At 73.8% G+C, this 13,882-nt stretch carries 14 protein-coding genes and 1 riboswitch; of the genes, 6 read left to right on the top strand and 8 right to left on the bottom strand.

Annotated elements, in window-relative coordinates; translation table 11 throughout:
• Positions 1 to 15: 15 nt before the first annotated feature.
• From ABZ567_RS01470 to thiO, 3 genes are all read right to left on the bottom strand, one after another.
• Positions 16 to 810, bottom strand: coding sequence for a thiazole synthase (locus ABZ567_RS01470; RefSeq protein WP_360783188.1), 795 nt, complete (start codon positions 808 to 810; stop codon positions 16 to 18).
• A gap of 5 nt (positions 811 to 815) precedes the next feature.
• Positions 816 to 1,016, bottom strand: a complete 201-nt coding sequence (gene thiS, locus ABZ567_RS01465; protein WP_360783186.1) for a sulfur carrier protein ThiS — start codon at positions 1,014 to 1,016, stop codon at positions 816 to 818.
• Positions 1,013 to 2,194 (bottom strand): glycine oxidase ThiO, encoded by a 1,182-nt coding sequence (thiO, locus tag ABZ567_RS01460; RefSeq protein WP_360783183.1) that lies wholly within the window; start codon positions 2,192 to 2,194, stop codon positions 1,013 to 1,015. Before thiO ends, thiS begins: the two co-directional genes overlap by 4 nt.
• Positions 2,192 to 2,305, bottom strand: a riboswitch (TPP riboswitch). Its footprint overlaps the gene before it by 3 nt.
• A 93-nt stretch (positions 2,306 to 2,398) precedes the next feature.
• On the opposite strand from thiO, the gene ABZ567_RS01455 reads away from it, so the two are divergent.
• From ABZ567_RS01455 to ABZ567_RS01435, 5 genes are all read left to right on the top strand, one after another.
• A complete protein-coding gene (locus ABZ567_RS01455) occupies positions 2,399 to 3,613 on the top strand; it encodes an FAD-dependent oxidoreductase (protein ID WP_360783180.1) in 1,215 nt (404 codons plus the stop codon).
• Positions 3,614 to 3,656: 43 nt separating this feature from the next.
• Complete coding sequence (locus ABZ567_RS01450; protein ID WP_360783178.1) at positions 3,657 to 4,022, top strand: Rv2175c family DNA-binding protein; 366 nt, start codon at positions 3,657 to 3,659, stop codon at positions 4,020 to 4,022.
• A 102-nt stretch (positions 4,023 to 4,124) separates the two neighbouring features.
• A complete protein-coding gene (gene thiE / locus ABZ567_RS01445; RefSeq protein ID WP_360783175.1) occupies positions 4,125 to 4,778 on the top strand; it encodes a thiamine phosphate synthase in 654 nt (217 codons plus the stop codon).
• Positions 4,779 to 4,929: 151 nt separating this feature from the next.
• Positions 4,930 to 5,847 (top strand): methylenetetrahydrofolate reductase [NAD(P)H], encoded by a 918-nt coding sequence (gene metF, locus ABZ567_RS01440; protein WP_360783173.1) that lies wholly within the window; start codon positions 4,930 to 4,932, stop codon positions 5,845 to 5,847.
• A gap of 54 nt (positions 5,848 to 5,901) precedes the next feature.
• The gene (locus ABZ567_RS01435) at positions 5,902 to 6,717 is read left to right on the top strand and encodes a hypothetical protein (RefSeq protein WP_360783170.1); all 816 of its coding nucleotides are present in this window, start codon (positions 5,902 to 5,904) and stop codon (positions 6,715 to 6,717) included.
• A 282-nt stretch (positions 6,718 to 6,999) separates the two neighbouring features.
• Here the strand turns inward: ABZ567_RS01435 and ABZ567_RS01430 are convergent, their stop codons facing one another.
• The 5 genes from ABZ567_RS01430 to ABZ567_RS01410 all read right to left on the bottom strand — a co-directional run bounded on the left by ABZ567_RS01430 (position 7,000) and on the right by ABZ567_RS01410 (position 13,136).
• On the bottom strand, positions 7,000 to 8,445 hold the full coding sequence (locus tag ABZ567_RS01430; protein WP_360783168.1) for an NAD(P)/FAD-dependent oxidoreductase: 1,446 nt from the start codon (positions 8,443 to 8,445) through the stop codon (positions 7,000 to 7,002).
• 66 nt (positions 8,446 to 8,511) lie between these two features.
• Positions 8,512 to 9,159, bottom strand: coding sequence for a DUF4126 domain-containing protein (locus ABZ567_RS01425; RefSeq protein WP_360783165.1), 648 nt, complete (start codon positions 9,157 to 9,159; stop codon positions 8,512 to 8,514).
• A 291-nt stretch (positions 9,160 to 9,450) separates the two neighbouring features.
• Positions 9,451 to 10,059, bottom strand: coding sequence for a helix-turn-helix domain-containing protein (locus ABZ567_RS01420; RefSeq protein WP_360783162.1), 609 nt, complete (start codon positions 10,057 to 10,059; stop codon positions 9,451 to 9,453).
• Between the two features lie 43 nt (positions 10,060 to 10,102).
• A complete protein-coding gene (locus ABZ567_RS01415; protein ID WP_360783160.1) occupies positions 10,103 to 12,190 on the bottom strand; it encodes a YhgE/Pip domain-containing protein in 2,088 nt (695 codons plus the stop codon).
• Positions 12,162 to 13,136 carry an ATP-binding cassette domain-containing protein gene (locus ABZ567_RS01410; RefSeq protein WP_360783157.1) on the bottom strand — a complete coding sequence of 325 codons (975 nt, stop codon included), beginning with the start codon at positions 13,134 to 13,136 and terminating at the stop codon, positions 12,162 to 12,164. The genes ABZ567_RS01415 and ABZ567_RS01410 overlap by 29 nt, the downstream gene beginning before the upstream one ends.
• A 163-nt stretch (positions 13,137 to 13,299) precedes the next feature.
• Here ABZ567_RS01410 and ABZ567_RS01405 point away from each other — a divergent pair, with 163 nt between their 5' ends.
• Complete coding sequence (locus ABZ567_RS01405; RefSeq protein ID WP_360783154.1) at positions 13,300 to 13,830, top strand: SAV_6107 family HEPN domain-containing protein; 531 nt, start codon at positions 13,300 to 13,302, stop codon at positions 13,828 to 13,830.
• Positions 13,831 to 13,882 lie beyond the last annotated feature (52 nt).

Here is a 13,882-nt window from a genome sequence, read left to right as displayed (position 1 = left end):
CCGTGGGGCGGGGGGTCAGAAGGCCGGGCGTTCCGGGTCCAGGCGGGGGCGGCCGGCGGACGGGGAGGACGCCTCCGCGAAGTGGCGGCGGGGGATGCGGCCCGCCCGCCACGCCAGCCGCCCCGCCTCGACCGCGTGCCGCATCGCCGCCGCCATCAGGACCGGCTCCTGCGCCCGGGTCACCGCCGACGCCAGCATCACGGCCGCGCACCCCAGCTCCATCGCGAGCGTCGCGTCGGACGCCGTGCCCGCGCCCGCGTCGAGGATCACCGGCACCCCCGCCCGCTCCGTGATCAGCTGGAAGTTGTGCGGGTTGCGGATGCCGAGCCCGGAGCCGATGGGGGAGCCGAGCGGCATGATCGCCGCGCAGCCCACGTCCTCCAGCTTCCGTGCGAGGACCGGGTCGTCGTTGGTGTAGGGGAGGACGGTGAAGCCGTCGTCCACGAGGGTCTCGGCCGCGGCGAGGAGCTCCTCCCCGTCCGGCAGCAGGGTCCGCTCGTCGGCGACGACCTCCAGCTTGATCCAGTCGGTGCCGAGCGCCTCCCGCGCGAGCCGTGCGGTCAGGACCGCCTCGCCGGCCGTGAAGCAGCCCGCCGTGTTGGGCAGGACGCGGATGCCGAGCCGTTCCAGTACGGAGAGGACCGAGCCCTGCACGGTGGGGTCCAGGCGCCGCATGGCGACCGTCGTCAGTTCCGTACCGCTGGCGGTCAGCGAGCGCTCCAGGACGTCGAGGCTGGGCGCCCCGCCGGTGCCCATGATCAGGCGCGAGGAGAACTCCGTACCGCCGAGGACGAAGGTGTCGTCGGACATCGCGTTCAGCCTCCCTGTACCGCGGTGAGGACCTCGACCCGGTCGCCTTCGCCGAGGAGCGTCGACGGCCACTGCCCGCGCGGCACGACCGTCTCGTTGAGGGCGGCGGCGACCCCGGAGCGGGCCGTGGTCAGGGTGGCGACGAGGGCGTCGAGGGTGAGGGGGCCGGAGAGCTCGCGCGGTTCTCCGTTCACGGACACGTTCATGCGGGCTGCTCCTGACGTACGGGAGGGGCGGGGGCGAAACGGCGGGGGGTGAAGGGGCGCGCCTCGTCGGGGAGGACGCCGGTGGTGAGGACCTCGGCCATGACGTCGCCGGTGACGGGGGTGAGCAGGACCCCGTTGCGGTAGTGCCCGGTGGCCAGGTGCAGACCGGGAAGCGCGGTGGGGCCGAGCAGCGGCGCGTTGTCGGGGGACGCGGGGCGCAGGCCCGCCACGGTCTCGGTGAGCGGCAGCTCGGTGATCCCGGGGACCAGCTCGTGGGCGTCGCGCAGCAGCTCGTACACCCCGCCCGCCGTCACCGTGGTGTCCCAGCCGAGTTCCTCGCTGGTGGCGCCGACGACGAGCTCGCCGTTCTCGCGGGGCACCAGGTAGACGTGGCTGCCCCGCACGACGGCCCGGACGGTCCGGGAGAGGAAGGGGGCGTACGCGGCCGGCACCCGCAGTCGCAGCACCTGGCCCTTCACGGGGCGGACGGGCGGCAGCGCCTCGGCCGGCACGCCCGCGAGCCGCCCGCTCAGGCTTCCGGCGGCCAGGACGACCTGGTCGGCCGTCAGTTCCCGGCCTCCGGCGAGCACGGCGCCGCGCGCGCGGTCCCGCACCACCGTCAGGCTCTGCGCGAGGGCGCGGTGGAAGACCACCCCGGCCCGCTCGCAGGCGACGAGGAGCGCGGCGGCCAGTCGGCGCGGGTCGACCTGGTGGTCGCCGTCGACCCGCAGCCCGCCGCGCACCCCCGGGGCGAGCATGGGTTCGAGGCGGCGGCACTCGCGGCCGCTGAGCCACTCGGAGGCGAGCCCGCAGCGGGTCTGCAGGGCGTGCAGTTCGCGCAGGTGGGCCCGGTCGTCGGCGTCGAGGGCGACGGCGAGGGTGCCGCAGGCGCGGTAGCCGACGTCGTGCCCCGTGGACTCCTCGAGCTCGGCGACGAAGGCGGGGTAGCGCGCGGCGGAGGCGAGGTTGAGCCCGAGCAGGGTCTCCTCGCCGTAGTGGAGTTCGGTGACGGCGGCGAGCATCCCGGCCGCGACCCGTGCGGCGCCGCCGCCGGGGTCCGGGTCGACGACGGTGGTGCGCAGTCCGCGCCGGGCGGACCGCCAGGCCGTGACCAGGCCGACGATGCCGCCCCCGATCACGAGGACATCGGAGATGTCGGAGACATCGGAAGAACGCATGGGCGTCCAGCCCCTCCCTTCGCCGGCATGACCCGGATCAGGTTCGTACGGTCGGAGGCCGTCCCAGCCTCCCTCTCAGCCCGGTGCGTCCGGGCTCCCGCGAGTGCTTTACGCCCGCCAGACTAGCCTCCGTCCCCGAGGCGGCCACAGACCCCTCCTGGCCTCCGCATTCCTGATGGCTCGTCAGATGCGTAAGGTGGTCGGGTGAGCGAGCAGAAGCAGGCCCAGCAGCATGTCGTGATCGTCGGCGCCGGGATGGCGGGCGTACAGACCGCCGTCGCCCTGCGTGAACAGGGCTTCACCGGCCCCCTGACCCTCATCGGGGCCGAACCCCACCAGCCCTACGACCGGCCCCCGCTCTCCAAGGCCATCCTCCTCGGCAAGGCCGAGGACTCCGCCTTCGACGTCGACTTCGAGGTCCTCGGCATCGAGCTCCGCCTCGGCCTGGACGTCACAGGACTGCGCGCCGCCGACCACGAGATCGACACCGAGGCCGGACCCGTCCGCTACGACATCCTGGTCGTCGCCACCGGCGCCCAGCCGGTCACCCTGCCCGGCGCCGAGGGCGTCCCCGGCGTCCATCTGCTGCGGACCCTCGACGACGCCGTACGCCTCGGACCCGTCCTGGAGCGGCGCCACACCGTGGTGGTCGTCGGCGCCGGATGGATCGGCGCCGAGTTCGCCACCGCCGCGCGCGAGGCGGGCTGCGCCGTCACCGTGGTCGAGGCCGCCGACCGCCCCCTCGCCGGCGCACTGCCCGCCGAGGTCACCACCCCCATGGCCGAGTGGTACGGGGCCCACGGCGCCGAACTCCTCACCCATGCGCGCGTGGACACCGTCGAGCCCGGCCGCGTCCTCCTCGCCGACGGCCGCGAGCTCCCCGCCGACGCCGTCGTGGTCGGCATCGGGGCCCGCCCCGCCACCGGCTGGCTCACCGGCTCCGGCATCGTCCTCGACCCCGGCGGCGCCGTCACCGCTGACGAGCGGCTGCGCACCTCCCTGCCCGACGTGTACGCCGTCGGCGACTGCGCCTCCTTCCCCTCCGCCCGCTACGGCGAACGCCTCCTCGTCCACCACTGGGACAACGCCCTACAGGGCCCCCGCACGGTCGCCGCCGCGATCACCGGGGCCGCGGACACGCCGTACGACCCCGTCCCGTACTTCTGGTCCGAGCAGTTCGGCCGCTTCGTCCAGTACGCCGGCCACCACGCGGACGCGGACCGACTGCTCTGGCGCGGCGATCCCGCCGACGAGGCCTGGTCCGTGCTCTGGCTGCGGGCCGACGTGCCGGTGGCCCTCCTCGCCGTCGGCCGCCCCCGCGACCTGGCCCAGGGCCGCAAGCTCATCGAGACGGCGACGGCCGTGGACCCCACGCGCGCGGCGGACCCCTCCGTACCCCTGAAGGCGGCAGTCGCGTAGGGCCCGACTACCGGCTGTCAGCCCGGGATGGCAGGCTTGTCCTGTGACCGAGATTGACGTAAAGATCGATGCGCTCGTCCCCGCCTGGCTCTACGTGCCCGACATCGCGGAGATGCTCGACATCGAGGTGACGCGCGTGCGGCAGCTGATCAAGGAAGGTCAGCTGATCGCCGTGCGCCGTGGAGAGAACAACGCCCTGCAGATCCCCGCCGCCTTCATCCAGGGCGACAAGATCGTCAAGGGCCTCGTCGGGCTCCTGACCGTGCTGCGGGACGACGGCTTCACCGACGAGGAGATGCTGGAGTGGCTCTTCACTCCGGACGAGAGCCTGCCGGGCACGCCCGCGCAGGCCCTCGGCGAGAACCGCGGCACGGAGGTGAAGCGCCGCGCCCAGGCGCTCGCCCTCTGACACACGTACGCCCGAAGACACCACCAGCGGGTGTCGCGGTGGCCGGCTCCTCGCGGGGTCGGCCGCCGCGGCGCCGGCGACACCGACGGGGGGAACCCACCCATGCCCACGCCTCGTGAGCGGCTCGCCGACGCCCGGCTCTACCTGTGCACCGACGCCCGGAAGCGCCAGGGAGACCTGCCCGCCTTCCTCGACGCCGTGCTCTCCTCCGGCGTGGACATCGTGCAGCTCCGCGACAAGGGCATGGAGGCCGGTGAGGAGCTGGAGCACCTCGCCGTCTTCGCCGACGCCGCCCGACGCCACGGCAGGCTGCTCGCCGTGAACGACCGGGCCGACGTCGCCCACGCCATCGCCTCCGACGTGCTCCACCTGGGCCAGGGCGACCTGCCCGTGCCCGCCGCCCGCGCCATCCTCGGCGACGAGGCCCTGATCGGCCGGTCCTGCCACGCCGAGAGCGAGGCGGCCGCGGCCGCCGCCGAACCGGGCGTCGACTACTTCTGCACCGGCCCCTGCTGGCCCACCCCGACCAAGCCCGGACGGTACGCACCGGGCCTCGACCTCGTGCGGTACGCGGCGGGCCTGGCCCAGGACCGGCCCTGGTTCGCCATCGGCGGCATCGACGAGACCAACCTCGACGAGGTCCTGGACGCGGGCGCGCGCCGGATCGTCGTCGTCCGGGCCATCACCGAGGCCGACGACCCGGCGGCCGCGACCGCCGCCCTCGCCAAGCGGGTCCGGGAGCGCGCGGGGGAGTAGGGGCCTGGCCGAGGTGGCGTCCGGGACCGGCGCGCCCGCCCTGCGGAACTCGGCGGTTCGTCCAAGGACGCGCCCCGCCGGCTGTCCGAAACGGTGTCCATCAGCCGGACACCGTGTACGCCGCCCGCCGCACCCCGTCTAACCTGCCGGTATGGCCCTTGGTACCGCTTCCGTCCGTTCGGACCGCGCCCGCACGGTCCGCGAGATCCTCGCCTCCGGCGGCACGTCGTACTCCTTCGAGTTCTACGCGCCCCGGACCGAGAAGGGCGAACAGGGCCTCTGGAACGCACTGCGCCGGGTCGAGGCGGTCGGACCGAGCTTCGTCTCCGTGACCTACGGCGCCGGCGGCTCCACCCGCGGCGGCACCGTGAAGGCCACCCAGAAGATCGCCTCCGACACCACGCTCACCCCGGTCGCCCACCTCACCGCCGTCGACCACTCGGTCGCCGAGCTGCGCAACGTCCTCGGCCAGTACGCCGACGCCGGCATCCGCAACATGCTCGCGCTCCGAGGCGACCCGGCCGGCGACCCGCTCGGCGAGTGGGTCGAACACCCCGAGGGCGTCCGGTACGCGGCCGACCTCGTCCGGCTCATCAAGGAGTCGGGCGACTTCTGCGTGGGCGTCGCCGCCTTCCCGGAGATGCACCCCCGCTCCACCGACTGGGACACGGACATCAGGCACTTCGTGGACAAGTGCCGCGCGGGCGCCGACTACGCGATCACCCAGATGTTCTTCGACCCGGAGAACTATCTGCGGCTGCGCGACAGCGCCGCGAAGGCGGGCTGCGAGACCCCGATCATCCCCGAGGTCATGCCCGTCGTGAACGTGAAGACCCTCGGCCGGCTGCCCCAGCTGAGCAACGCGGCCTTCCCCGACGACGTGAAAGAGCGCATCCTCGCCGTCAAGGACGATCCCACCGCTGTACGCTCCATCGGTATCGAGTTCGCGACGGAGTTCTGCGCGCGGCTGCTCTCCGAGGGTGTCCCCGGACTGCACTTCATCACGCTGAACAGCTCCACCGCGACGCTCGAGATCTACGAGAATCTCGGACTGCACCAGCAGTCGTGACCGGTCGTACCCGCCCCGACCCGCGGCGGTGACCGTGGAGAGGGGCGGCGGGGCATGGGGTGGACGGTCCTCTACATCGCGTTCGGAGTGGTCGCACTGTGGTTGCTGGGGGAGGTGCTCCTCCAGTACAAGGCGCGGCTGCGCTGGCGGGTGCTCGCCTTCTGTGGCTTCCTCGGCGTGGTCCTGGGCGTGCTGCTGCCCTCGGTGACGGTGATCATCGCCGGGGCGGTCGCCTTCGCCGTCGGCCAGACGTACGTGACGCTGTCCTTCCGCCGTGGCTTCTCCACTGGCTGGGCGATCGGCGGCAATCCGGGCGCGAGCCGTCGCCGCAGGTCCGGCCCTTCCGCGCAGTCCGGGCCCACCCTTGAGGTCACCGAGCTCGCCTACGGCGGCGAGGACCCCTCGTACGCCGTACCGGAGGGCGAGGACGCTCAGCCAGCCGCGGTCTACGAACCCCTGCCGATGCCCGACGACACCGGCCAGTACGGGGTCTACGACACGGGCCAGGACACGGCTCACGCCGCCACGGGCCACGAGGCCGGCCACGGCACCGGCTACGACACGGGGTACGACCCCTACGCGCCGGCCTACGACCAGCAGCCCGCCTACGACTACGGCGCCGCCGCCGCGCAGCAGCAGTACGCCGCCTACTCCGACCCGTACATCGGGCCGGGCACGGACGGCCAGCAGTACGGCTCGTACTACGCCGACCCGTACGCCGCCCCGTACTCCTACGACACGCCGCCCGGCGGGGTCTGGGTCCCGCAGCAGCGCGACACCGAGCCGGTGCCCCCGCCGCAGCAGCCGGGGACCCCGGACCCGTACGGCTACGAGCCGCACCAGGACGACCAGCAGCAGTACCGCTACTGAGTGACCGCGGGGGCGCCGGCGGGTCCGGTGGCCCCCCGGACGGCCGGGCGCGTCCTGCCGCCCCGGGGGAAGGCCCGGCCCGAACCCCGGGGCTTTCTGAGACCTCCCCGCAGGGCCCGGCGCTTCCGGCGGCCCTCTCATGCGGCCCGGCGCTTCCGGCGCCCCGCACGACCCCGGCGCGTCATGGAGGCCTTGCCGCACGGCCCGGCGCTTCCGGCGCCCCCCAAACGCCCCAGCGCGTCCTTGAGCCTCCCCGCACGGCCCGGTGTGCCCTGCCGCCCTCTACTGGGAGCCGCGGAAGTCCGCGCCCTCCACGACGAAGCCCGCCACCAGCGCGCCCGACATGCCCGCGTGGGCGAGTCCGCCGCCCGGGTGGGACCAGCCGCCCGCGAACCAGAGGCCCGGCAGCGGGGAGCGGTTGTCGGCCGGGAGCAGCCGCCCGCCGGCCCCGGCGAGCGCGGGCCCCGGCACCTCGGCGGCGCCGGTGTCCCGCCGTACGTCCTCCGGCGTGCGGACGTGCTGCCACAACACCCGCTCCCGCAGCCTGGGCACCGCCCGCCCCGCCGCCTCGGCCATCCGCCCGGCAAAGGCCTCCCACGCGGCCGCGTCCCGCTCCGGAGACGTGGGAACCGTCGCCGTGACCGTCACCGACTCGTGGTCCGCGCCGGGGCGCAGCGCCGGGTCGTCCGGGCGCAGCACGGTCACCGTCGGCCGCTCGCCGTCCCCGTGCACGACGGTGCGGTGGACCGCCTCCGGCTCGCGAGGTCCGCGCAGCGCCAGACAGACCGTCACCCGGCTGGTGCCGAGGGCCTGGAAGCGCGGCAGGTCGTGGTCACCGCGCCCCCACGCGACGACGTGTTCCCGGTAGAGGGCGGGCACCGGGGCCCCGGCGACGACATGGTCGGCCTCGACGAGGTCACCCCCGGCCAACCGGACTCCCACCGCCCGGCCGTCCTTCTCCAGGACGTCCTCGACGGGCGTGTCGAAGACGAACTCGACACGCCGCTTCCTGCACCGCTCGTACACCGCGTCCGCGAGCGCCCGCAGCCCCCCGCCCACGTACCAGCTGCCGAAGGTCTGCTCCATGTACGGCAGGACGGCGGCCGAGGCGGGCGCGGTGGCCGGGTCGAAGCCGTACGTCCACGCGTACGCGTCGAGCAGGGCGGCGAGCCGGGGGTCGCGCAGCTCCCGCGCCCCGACCTGCGCGAGCGTCGTCGTCGGCCGCCGCAACAGGCCCGGCTTCAGGGCCGGGTACGGCTCGCGGGCCAAGGGTGCGGGATCGGCCGGCTGCGGCTCCTCGAGGAGCGGACGGCGGGTGCGGTCCCAGGCCTCGCGGGCCCGCACCAGGAAGTCGCCCCAGCGCTCGCCCGCGCCCGCGCCGAGTGCCCCGTCCAGGGCGGCGACCGTGCCGGCCCGGGAGGCGTTCGGCAGGTCCACGCGCGTGCCGTCGGCGAAGACGTGACGGGCCGCCGGGTCGACCTGCGTCAGCGTGACGCACTCCTCCAGGGCCTCCTTGCCGGTCTTCACGAACAGGTCCCGGTACACGGCGGGCAGATGCAGCAGCCCCGGGCCCGTGTCGAAGGCGAAGCCGTCCCGCTCGAAGCGGCCGACCGCGCCGCCGTACGTCGAGCCCCGCTCGTACACCGTCACCCGGTGGCCCGCCACGGCCAGCCGGGCCGCCGCCGCCATGGCGCCGAGTCCCGCGCCGATCACCACAATCCGTGCCATGCCGGCGACTTTATCCGGCGCCCGCGACAGGGGCGGAAGCCCGGTCGGGCGTCCGGGGCCGGCCAGTCAGAAGTGCTTCGTTCCGCCGTCGGACGGCGGCCGTGACCGGGCCCTCGACATCGCGTCGGCGAGCCGCCTCTCCTCACGGCGCTGGGACCTGCGGCGCAGGAAGCGGCGGATCCGCCGCGCGAGGAAGACCAGTATCACCAGGCCCAGGGCGAGCAGGACGGCCGCGATGATCGCCGCCGCCACCGGGTGGAAGAGCGCGAAGGTGATGACGGCCGCCACCCCGAGGTCCTCCGCCAGGCTCAGCGCCACATTGGAGAACGGCTCTGGCGACGAGTTGACCGCCATCCTCGTCCCCGCCTTGACGAAGTGGCTCAGCAGCGCCGTCGTACCGCCGACCGCGCCCGCCGCGAGTTCGGGCAGCGAACCGTTCTGACCGGCGAGCAGGGCGGCGACGACGGCCCCCGACACCGGCCTGATCACCGTGTGGACGGCATCCCATGCCGAGTCCACGTACGGGATCTTGTCGGCCACCGCCTCGCACAGGAAGAGCACGCCGGCGACGACGAGGACATCGGTGCGCTGCAAGGACTCGGGCACCTCGTCGGTGAGCCCGGTCGCGCCGAAGACGCCGAACAGCAGGACCACCGCGTACGCGTTGATCCCGCTCGCCCAGCCGCTGGTGAACACCAGGGGGAGTACGGACACGCCCGCGATCGTAACCAGCTCTGAGTACCCGTACCTAGGGGGCGAGATGAGTAGGTGCGCGGATGGGCGCGGGCGGCTCCGGACGGAAGAGTGGAGCTCACGGAAGGGGCGCGGCTCCGGCACCGCCGGCACGGGGCTGCGGAACGGGGCCGCGCACCTGCCGGCACGGGGGTGCACGGGGGAGAGACCGGTGCGGCGGGGCTCGGGGGGATCGAGCCTCGCCGCACCGGTCCTTCGCGTGGTCCACGCGGGCGCGTGGTCATCGTTTCCGTGATCCACGCGGGCGCGCGGTCAGCGGCCGCCCACCCGCCCGTGCAGCAGCCGGGAGAGCGCCGCGTGCACGTCGTCGAGCGAACGCTCGCTCTGGAAGGCCTGCCAGTCGAGCGCCGCCACGAGCACCATCCCGACCAGCGCCGCCGCCGTCAGCTGGACGTCGATGTCGTCGCTCAGCTCACCGGCCTCGACGCCCTCGCGCAGTACCCCCTCGACGACCGCGACGGCCTGCTGGCGGACCACCAGGAGCGTCGAGTTCCAGGCCCGGTTGGTGCGCCACAGCTCGGCCACGTACAGCTGGGTGAAGGCCGGGTAGCGGTCGATGAAGACGAGGCCCGCGCGGATCATCGCGTCGAGCGCGTCGACCCTGCTCCCGCCGCGCTCGGCGGTGTCCTCGGCCGCCGTGCGCAGCGAGGCCGTGAGCAGCGACACGCCGTGGCGCAGCAGCTCCTCGAAGAGCTCCGTCTTGCTCTTGAAGTTGTAGTAGACCGTGCCCTTGGCCACGCCGGCGCGCTCGGCGATCTCGTCCACCGTGGTCGCGGAGAAGCCCTGCTCCGCGATGAGGGTGACGGCCGCTTCGTAGAGCTTCGCGCGCGTGGCCTGGCGTCGGGTGCTGCTGCTGTCCATGGGGTCGATTCTCACAGGTGTCGCGGGTGTCACCGGCCCCGTCTCACAGGGTCAGTTCGGGGTGGAGCCGGTCGAGCGTCCAGACCTGCCGCCTGTGCGCCGAGATCGCGGTCAGGGCGAGGGCGCCCACGGTGAACGCGGTCAGGACCGCGCAGGCCTGCCAGACGGGCCCGATCCCGCCGCCGGTGATCAGCCGGCGCAGCGCCTCGACCACGTAGGTCATCGGCAGGAAGGGGTGGACGGCGTTGAAGAAGCCCGGACTGGTCTGGACGGGGTACGTGCCGCCCGCCGAGGTCAGCTGCAGCATCAGGACCGCGAGGACCAGGATGCGGCCGGCCGCGCCGAAGCGGGCGTTGAGCCACTGGATGATCGCCGCGAAGCAGCAGGTGACCAGGGTGAGGAAGCCGACCGTGCCCCCGGCCCGGGCCATCTGGAGGCCGAGTCCCCAGTGCAGGACCGCCATGAGGGCGGCGACCTGGAGGACGCCGATCGCCGCCACCGGGAACCAGCCGGCGAGCGCGATCCGCCAGGCGGAGGCGCCTGCGGCCAGGGCGCGCCGGTTCAACGGCTGGATGATCATGTACGCGACCATCGCGCCGACCCAGAGGGAGAGCGGGATGAAGTACGGGGCGAACCCGGTGCCGTAGTTCGGTGCCTTGTGCAGGGACTGGGAGGCCAGCCGTACGGGGTCGGCCATGACCTCCGTACGCCGGTCACGGTCCTGCTCGTCGTAGTCCGGGATCCGCTCGACGCCGTCGCGCAGCCCGCCGGCCAGCTCTCCGGAGCCGTCGGCCAGCTTGAACAGGCCCCCGTCGAGGGCGCCCGCGCCCTTCTTGAGCTTGCCGACGCCGGTGTCGAGGCTGACGGAACCGGTCTTGGCCTCGGTGATGCCGGAGTGGAGCTTGTCGGCGCCGTCCGCGACCTTCTTCGCGCCCGCGTTGAGCTCGTTGATCTTCCTGATGGCGTCCTCGACGTCCTCGTCGAGGTGCGGGGCGCGGGCGGCCAGCTCGTCGGCCTGCTTCGTGAGCGTGACGAGCCGGGCGTCCAGGGTCTTGATGTCGCCCTTGCTGTCCTTGGTCAGCTCGTGCACGTCGTCCGCGACGGTGGCCACGTCGTCGGCGGTGACCGAGGCCTCCTTGAGCCGGGCGCAGATCCGCTCGTCGGCCTCGGGCTTCAGCTCGCACTCCTCCCGGTGGATCGCGGCGAGGCCGTCGTCGGCCTTGTGCGCGGCCGTACGGAGCACGGGGGCGCGCTCGACCAGGTCGTCGAGCCGGTGGCGGACGGCGGTGGCGGAGTCGGAGACGAGCCGGGCGGTGTCGCGGATCGAGGTGCCGTTGTTCGCCAGGTAGGGGCGGACCTTGTCGGCGGTGCCGTTGACCTTGTCGGCGAGCGACTGCGTGCCGTTCGCGACCTTGCGGGAGCCGCTCTCCAGGTCCTTCGCGCCCTTGTCGAGCTTCCTCAGGCCGGCGGCCAGGTCACCGCTGCCGGTCTTGGCGGTCGTGAGGCCGTCCGCCAGGTCCTTGGAGCCCTTCTTCGCCTTGTCGACGCCCTGCTTGAGGTCGTTCGCCCCCTTGGCGGCCTTAGCGGTGGCGTCGTGGATGTCGGAGAAGGAGATGAAGATCTTGTCGAGGAAGGACCGCGAGGACTTGGTGGAGGCCGCGGTGCGCACCTCGGAGAAGACCGTCCGGGAGATCTGCCCCACGATGTAGTTGTTGGCGTCGTTCGTCCGCACCCGGAGGGCGCCGGTCTCGGGGGAGTCGCCGGAGCTGGAGGCGATCCGCGAGCTGAAGTCGCCGGGCATGGTCAGGGACAGGTAGTACTTCCCGTCCTCGACGCCCTGGCGCGCCTCGGCGTCGCTCACCCGGTGCCAGGCGAAGGTGTTGCTCTCCAGGAGCCCCTTGGTGATGTCGTCGCCGGCGTTGATCCTCTTGCCGTCGGCGGTGGCTCCCCGGTCCTCGTTGACGAGGGCCACGGGGATCTTGTCGAGCCTGCTGTACGGGTCCCAGAAGGAGTACAGGTACAGGGCGCCGTACAGCAGCGGCAGCAGCAGGATCGCGACGAGCGCGGCGCGCGGCAGCTTTCCCCTGCCGAAGCGCCTCAGCTCAAGCGCGGCGAGTTTCGGCGAGCGCATCGGCCGCCCCCTCCTCGGTCGTGTGGTCGGTGTCGTTCCCGGTGTCGGCGACGCCGGCCGGGTCCGTCTCGGCTTCCGGCTCGGCGGCCTCCCCTTCGGGAGCCTCAGGTCCGACGGCCTCCGGCGTGGCGGCTTGGGTCTCTGCGGCCTCCGGTTCGGCGGTCTCCGGCGTGGCGGCATCCGTCTCTGCGGCTCCCGGTTCGCTCTCCCCGGTGGGCGTCTCCGGTTCCGCCGCGTCCGCGAGCGTGGTGATCCGCAGGGCGTCGGCGGGGGCCTCGCTGCAGACGGCGAGCACGGTCGTCCCGGCGGCGGCCACCGAGCGCAGCAGCCCCCAGACCTCGGCCCGGTCGGCGCCCGAGAGCTTCAGGTCCGTGTCGTCCACGGCGAGCAACCGGGGGCGGCCGATCAGGGCCAGTGCGGTCGAGAGCCGCAGTGCTTCGAGCCGTTCCAGATCCCGTACGGAGGTCCGCTCGCCCTTCGGCAGCGTGGAGAGGTCGAGCCCGGCGGCCGCCACGGCCTCCTCGATACGGGCCCGGCTCGACGCGGCCCGTGCGGACGGGCGCCGCAGCAGGGACCGGACGGAGCCGTCGTAGCGGCGCTGGAGCAGGGCCCGCTCGCGCAGGTGCTCCGCGACCGTGAAGGCGGGATCCAGCTCGCTGACGCCGGGCACCTGTCCGAGGGCGCTGATCCGGCGGACCGCGGCCATCTTCCGGGGCAGGGGAAGACCGCCCACCTCGGCGGTGCCCTCCTTCGCCTTCATCCGGCCGGTGAGCGCCAGCAGCAGACAGGTGCGCCCCGACCCGGACGGCCCCTCGATCGCCACCAGCGAGCCCGGCGCCGCCCGGAACGAGACCTCCCGGAAGGCCCAGCCGCGCGGGCCCTTCAGTCCCAAGCCGTCCGCGACGACGGCGGCACCGCGCGGCCGCTCCTCGGCTTCCGCTCCCACGGATCCACCCCCACTTCCCCTTTTGAACTGACTGGTCAGTGCAAAAACTACCCCCGGACCCGGTTCTCCCGCAAAAGCCCAGGTCGACGGCGTTGTCAGTGGGGCGGGGCACGATGGACACATACGGCCACAGCGCCGTCACGCGACGACAGGAGGACTCGTCATGGCAAGCCCTTCCGCAGCAGCCGCGCCCCGCCGCCACCCCGGGGGCCGCGCCGTCCCCGCGCAGTCCGGACCCGCGTCCGACATCCACCCCGTCCCGCGTCGGTCCGCCGCCCCGCCCGCCGCCCTCGACCTCCTCGCCAAGGCCCGTGCCGGACTGGCCGAGGCCATGACCCTCGACCGTCCCCACGAGCGGTACGCCGCCGCTCATCTCGCCGCCCTGCGGGCCGCCGCCGCGGTGCTCGCCGCCCGCGCCCGACCCGAGACCGGCCCCCGCCGCCGACAGCGGATACGGAGTGCCTGGGAGCTCCTCGCCGAGCTGGCGCCCGAGCTGACCGAGTGGAGCGCCCTGTTCGCCTCGGGCGCCGAGCGCAGGGCCCGCGCCGAGGCAGGCATCGCCGGCGCGGCCACCCGGCGCGAGGCCGACGACCTCCTCAGGGACGCCTCCTTCTTCCTGCGCCTGGTCGAGCGGCTGCTCGCGCTCCAGCCGGACCCGCCGCGTCGGCCGGGGGCGGACGGGGCCGGAGGATGATCCGAAAGGCGAGGCCGAGGCCATAGGGTGGGGAGCGTCCGTACCCGTCACC

Source organism: Streptomyces sp. NPDC016459, from assembly GCF_040632845.1.
In the GTDB taxonomy this organism is placed as follows: Bacteria; Actinomycetota; Actinomycetes; order Streptomycetales; family Streptomycetaceae; genus Streptomyces.
Note: the sequence above shows the minus strand (reverse complement) of the source record. Positions and strands in the feature narration are given on the sequence as shown.

Bases quoted from the DNA above. Each gene is read 5' to 3' on its own strand.
- ABZ567_RS01470 (WP_360783188.1), bottom strand. From the start codon at position 810: ATGTCCGACGACACCTTCGTCCTCGGCGGTACGGAGTTCTCCTCGCGC.
- metF (WP_360783173.1), top strand. From the start codon at position 4,930: ATGGCCCTTGGTACCGCTTCCGTCCGTTCGGACCGCGCCCGCACGGTC.
- ABZ567_RS01405 (WP_360783154.1), top strand. From the start codon at position 13,300: ATGGCAAGCCCTTCCGCAGCAGCCGCGCCCCGCCGCCACCCCGGGGGC.
- thiE (WP_360783175.1), top strand. From the start codon at position 4,125: ATGCCCACGCCTCGTGAGCGGCTCGCCGACGCCCGGCTCTACCTGTGC.
- ABZ567_RS01420 (WP_360783162.1), bottom strand. From the start codon at position 10,059: ATGGACAGCAGCAGCACCCGACGCCAGGCCACGCGCGCGAAGCTCTAC.
- ABZ567_RS01415 (WP_360783160.1), bottom strand. From the start codon at position 12,190: ATGCGCTCGCCGAAACTCGCCGCGCTTGAGCTGAGGCGCTTCGGCAGG.
- ABZ567_RS01435 (WP_360783170.1), top strand. From the start codon at position 5,902: ATGGGGTGGACGGTCCTCTACATCGCGTTCGGAGTGGTCGCACTGTGG.
- ABZ567_RS01430 (WP_360783168.1), bottom strand. From the start codon at position 8,445: ATGGCACGGATTGTGGTGATCGGCGCGGGACTCGGCGCCATGGCGGCG.
- thiS (WP_360783186.1), bottom strand. From the start codon at position 1,016: ATGAACGTGTCCGTGAACGGAGAACCGCGCGAGCTCTCCGGCCCCCTC.
- thiO (WP_360783183.1), bottom strand. From the start codon at position 2,194: ATGCGTTCTTCCGATGTCTCCGACATCTCCGATGTCCTCGTGATCGGG.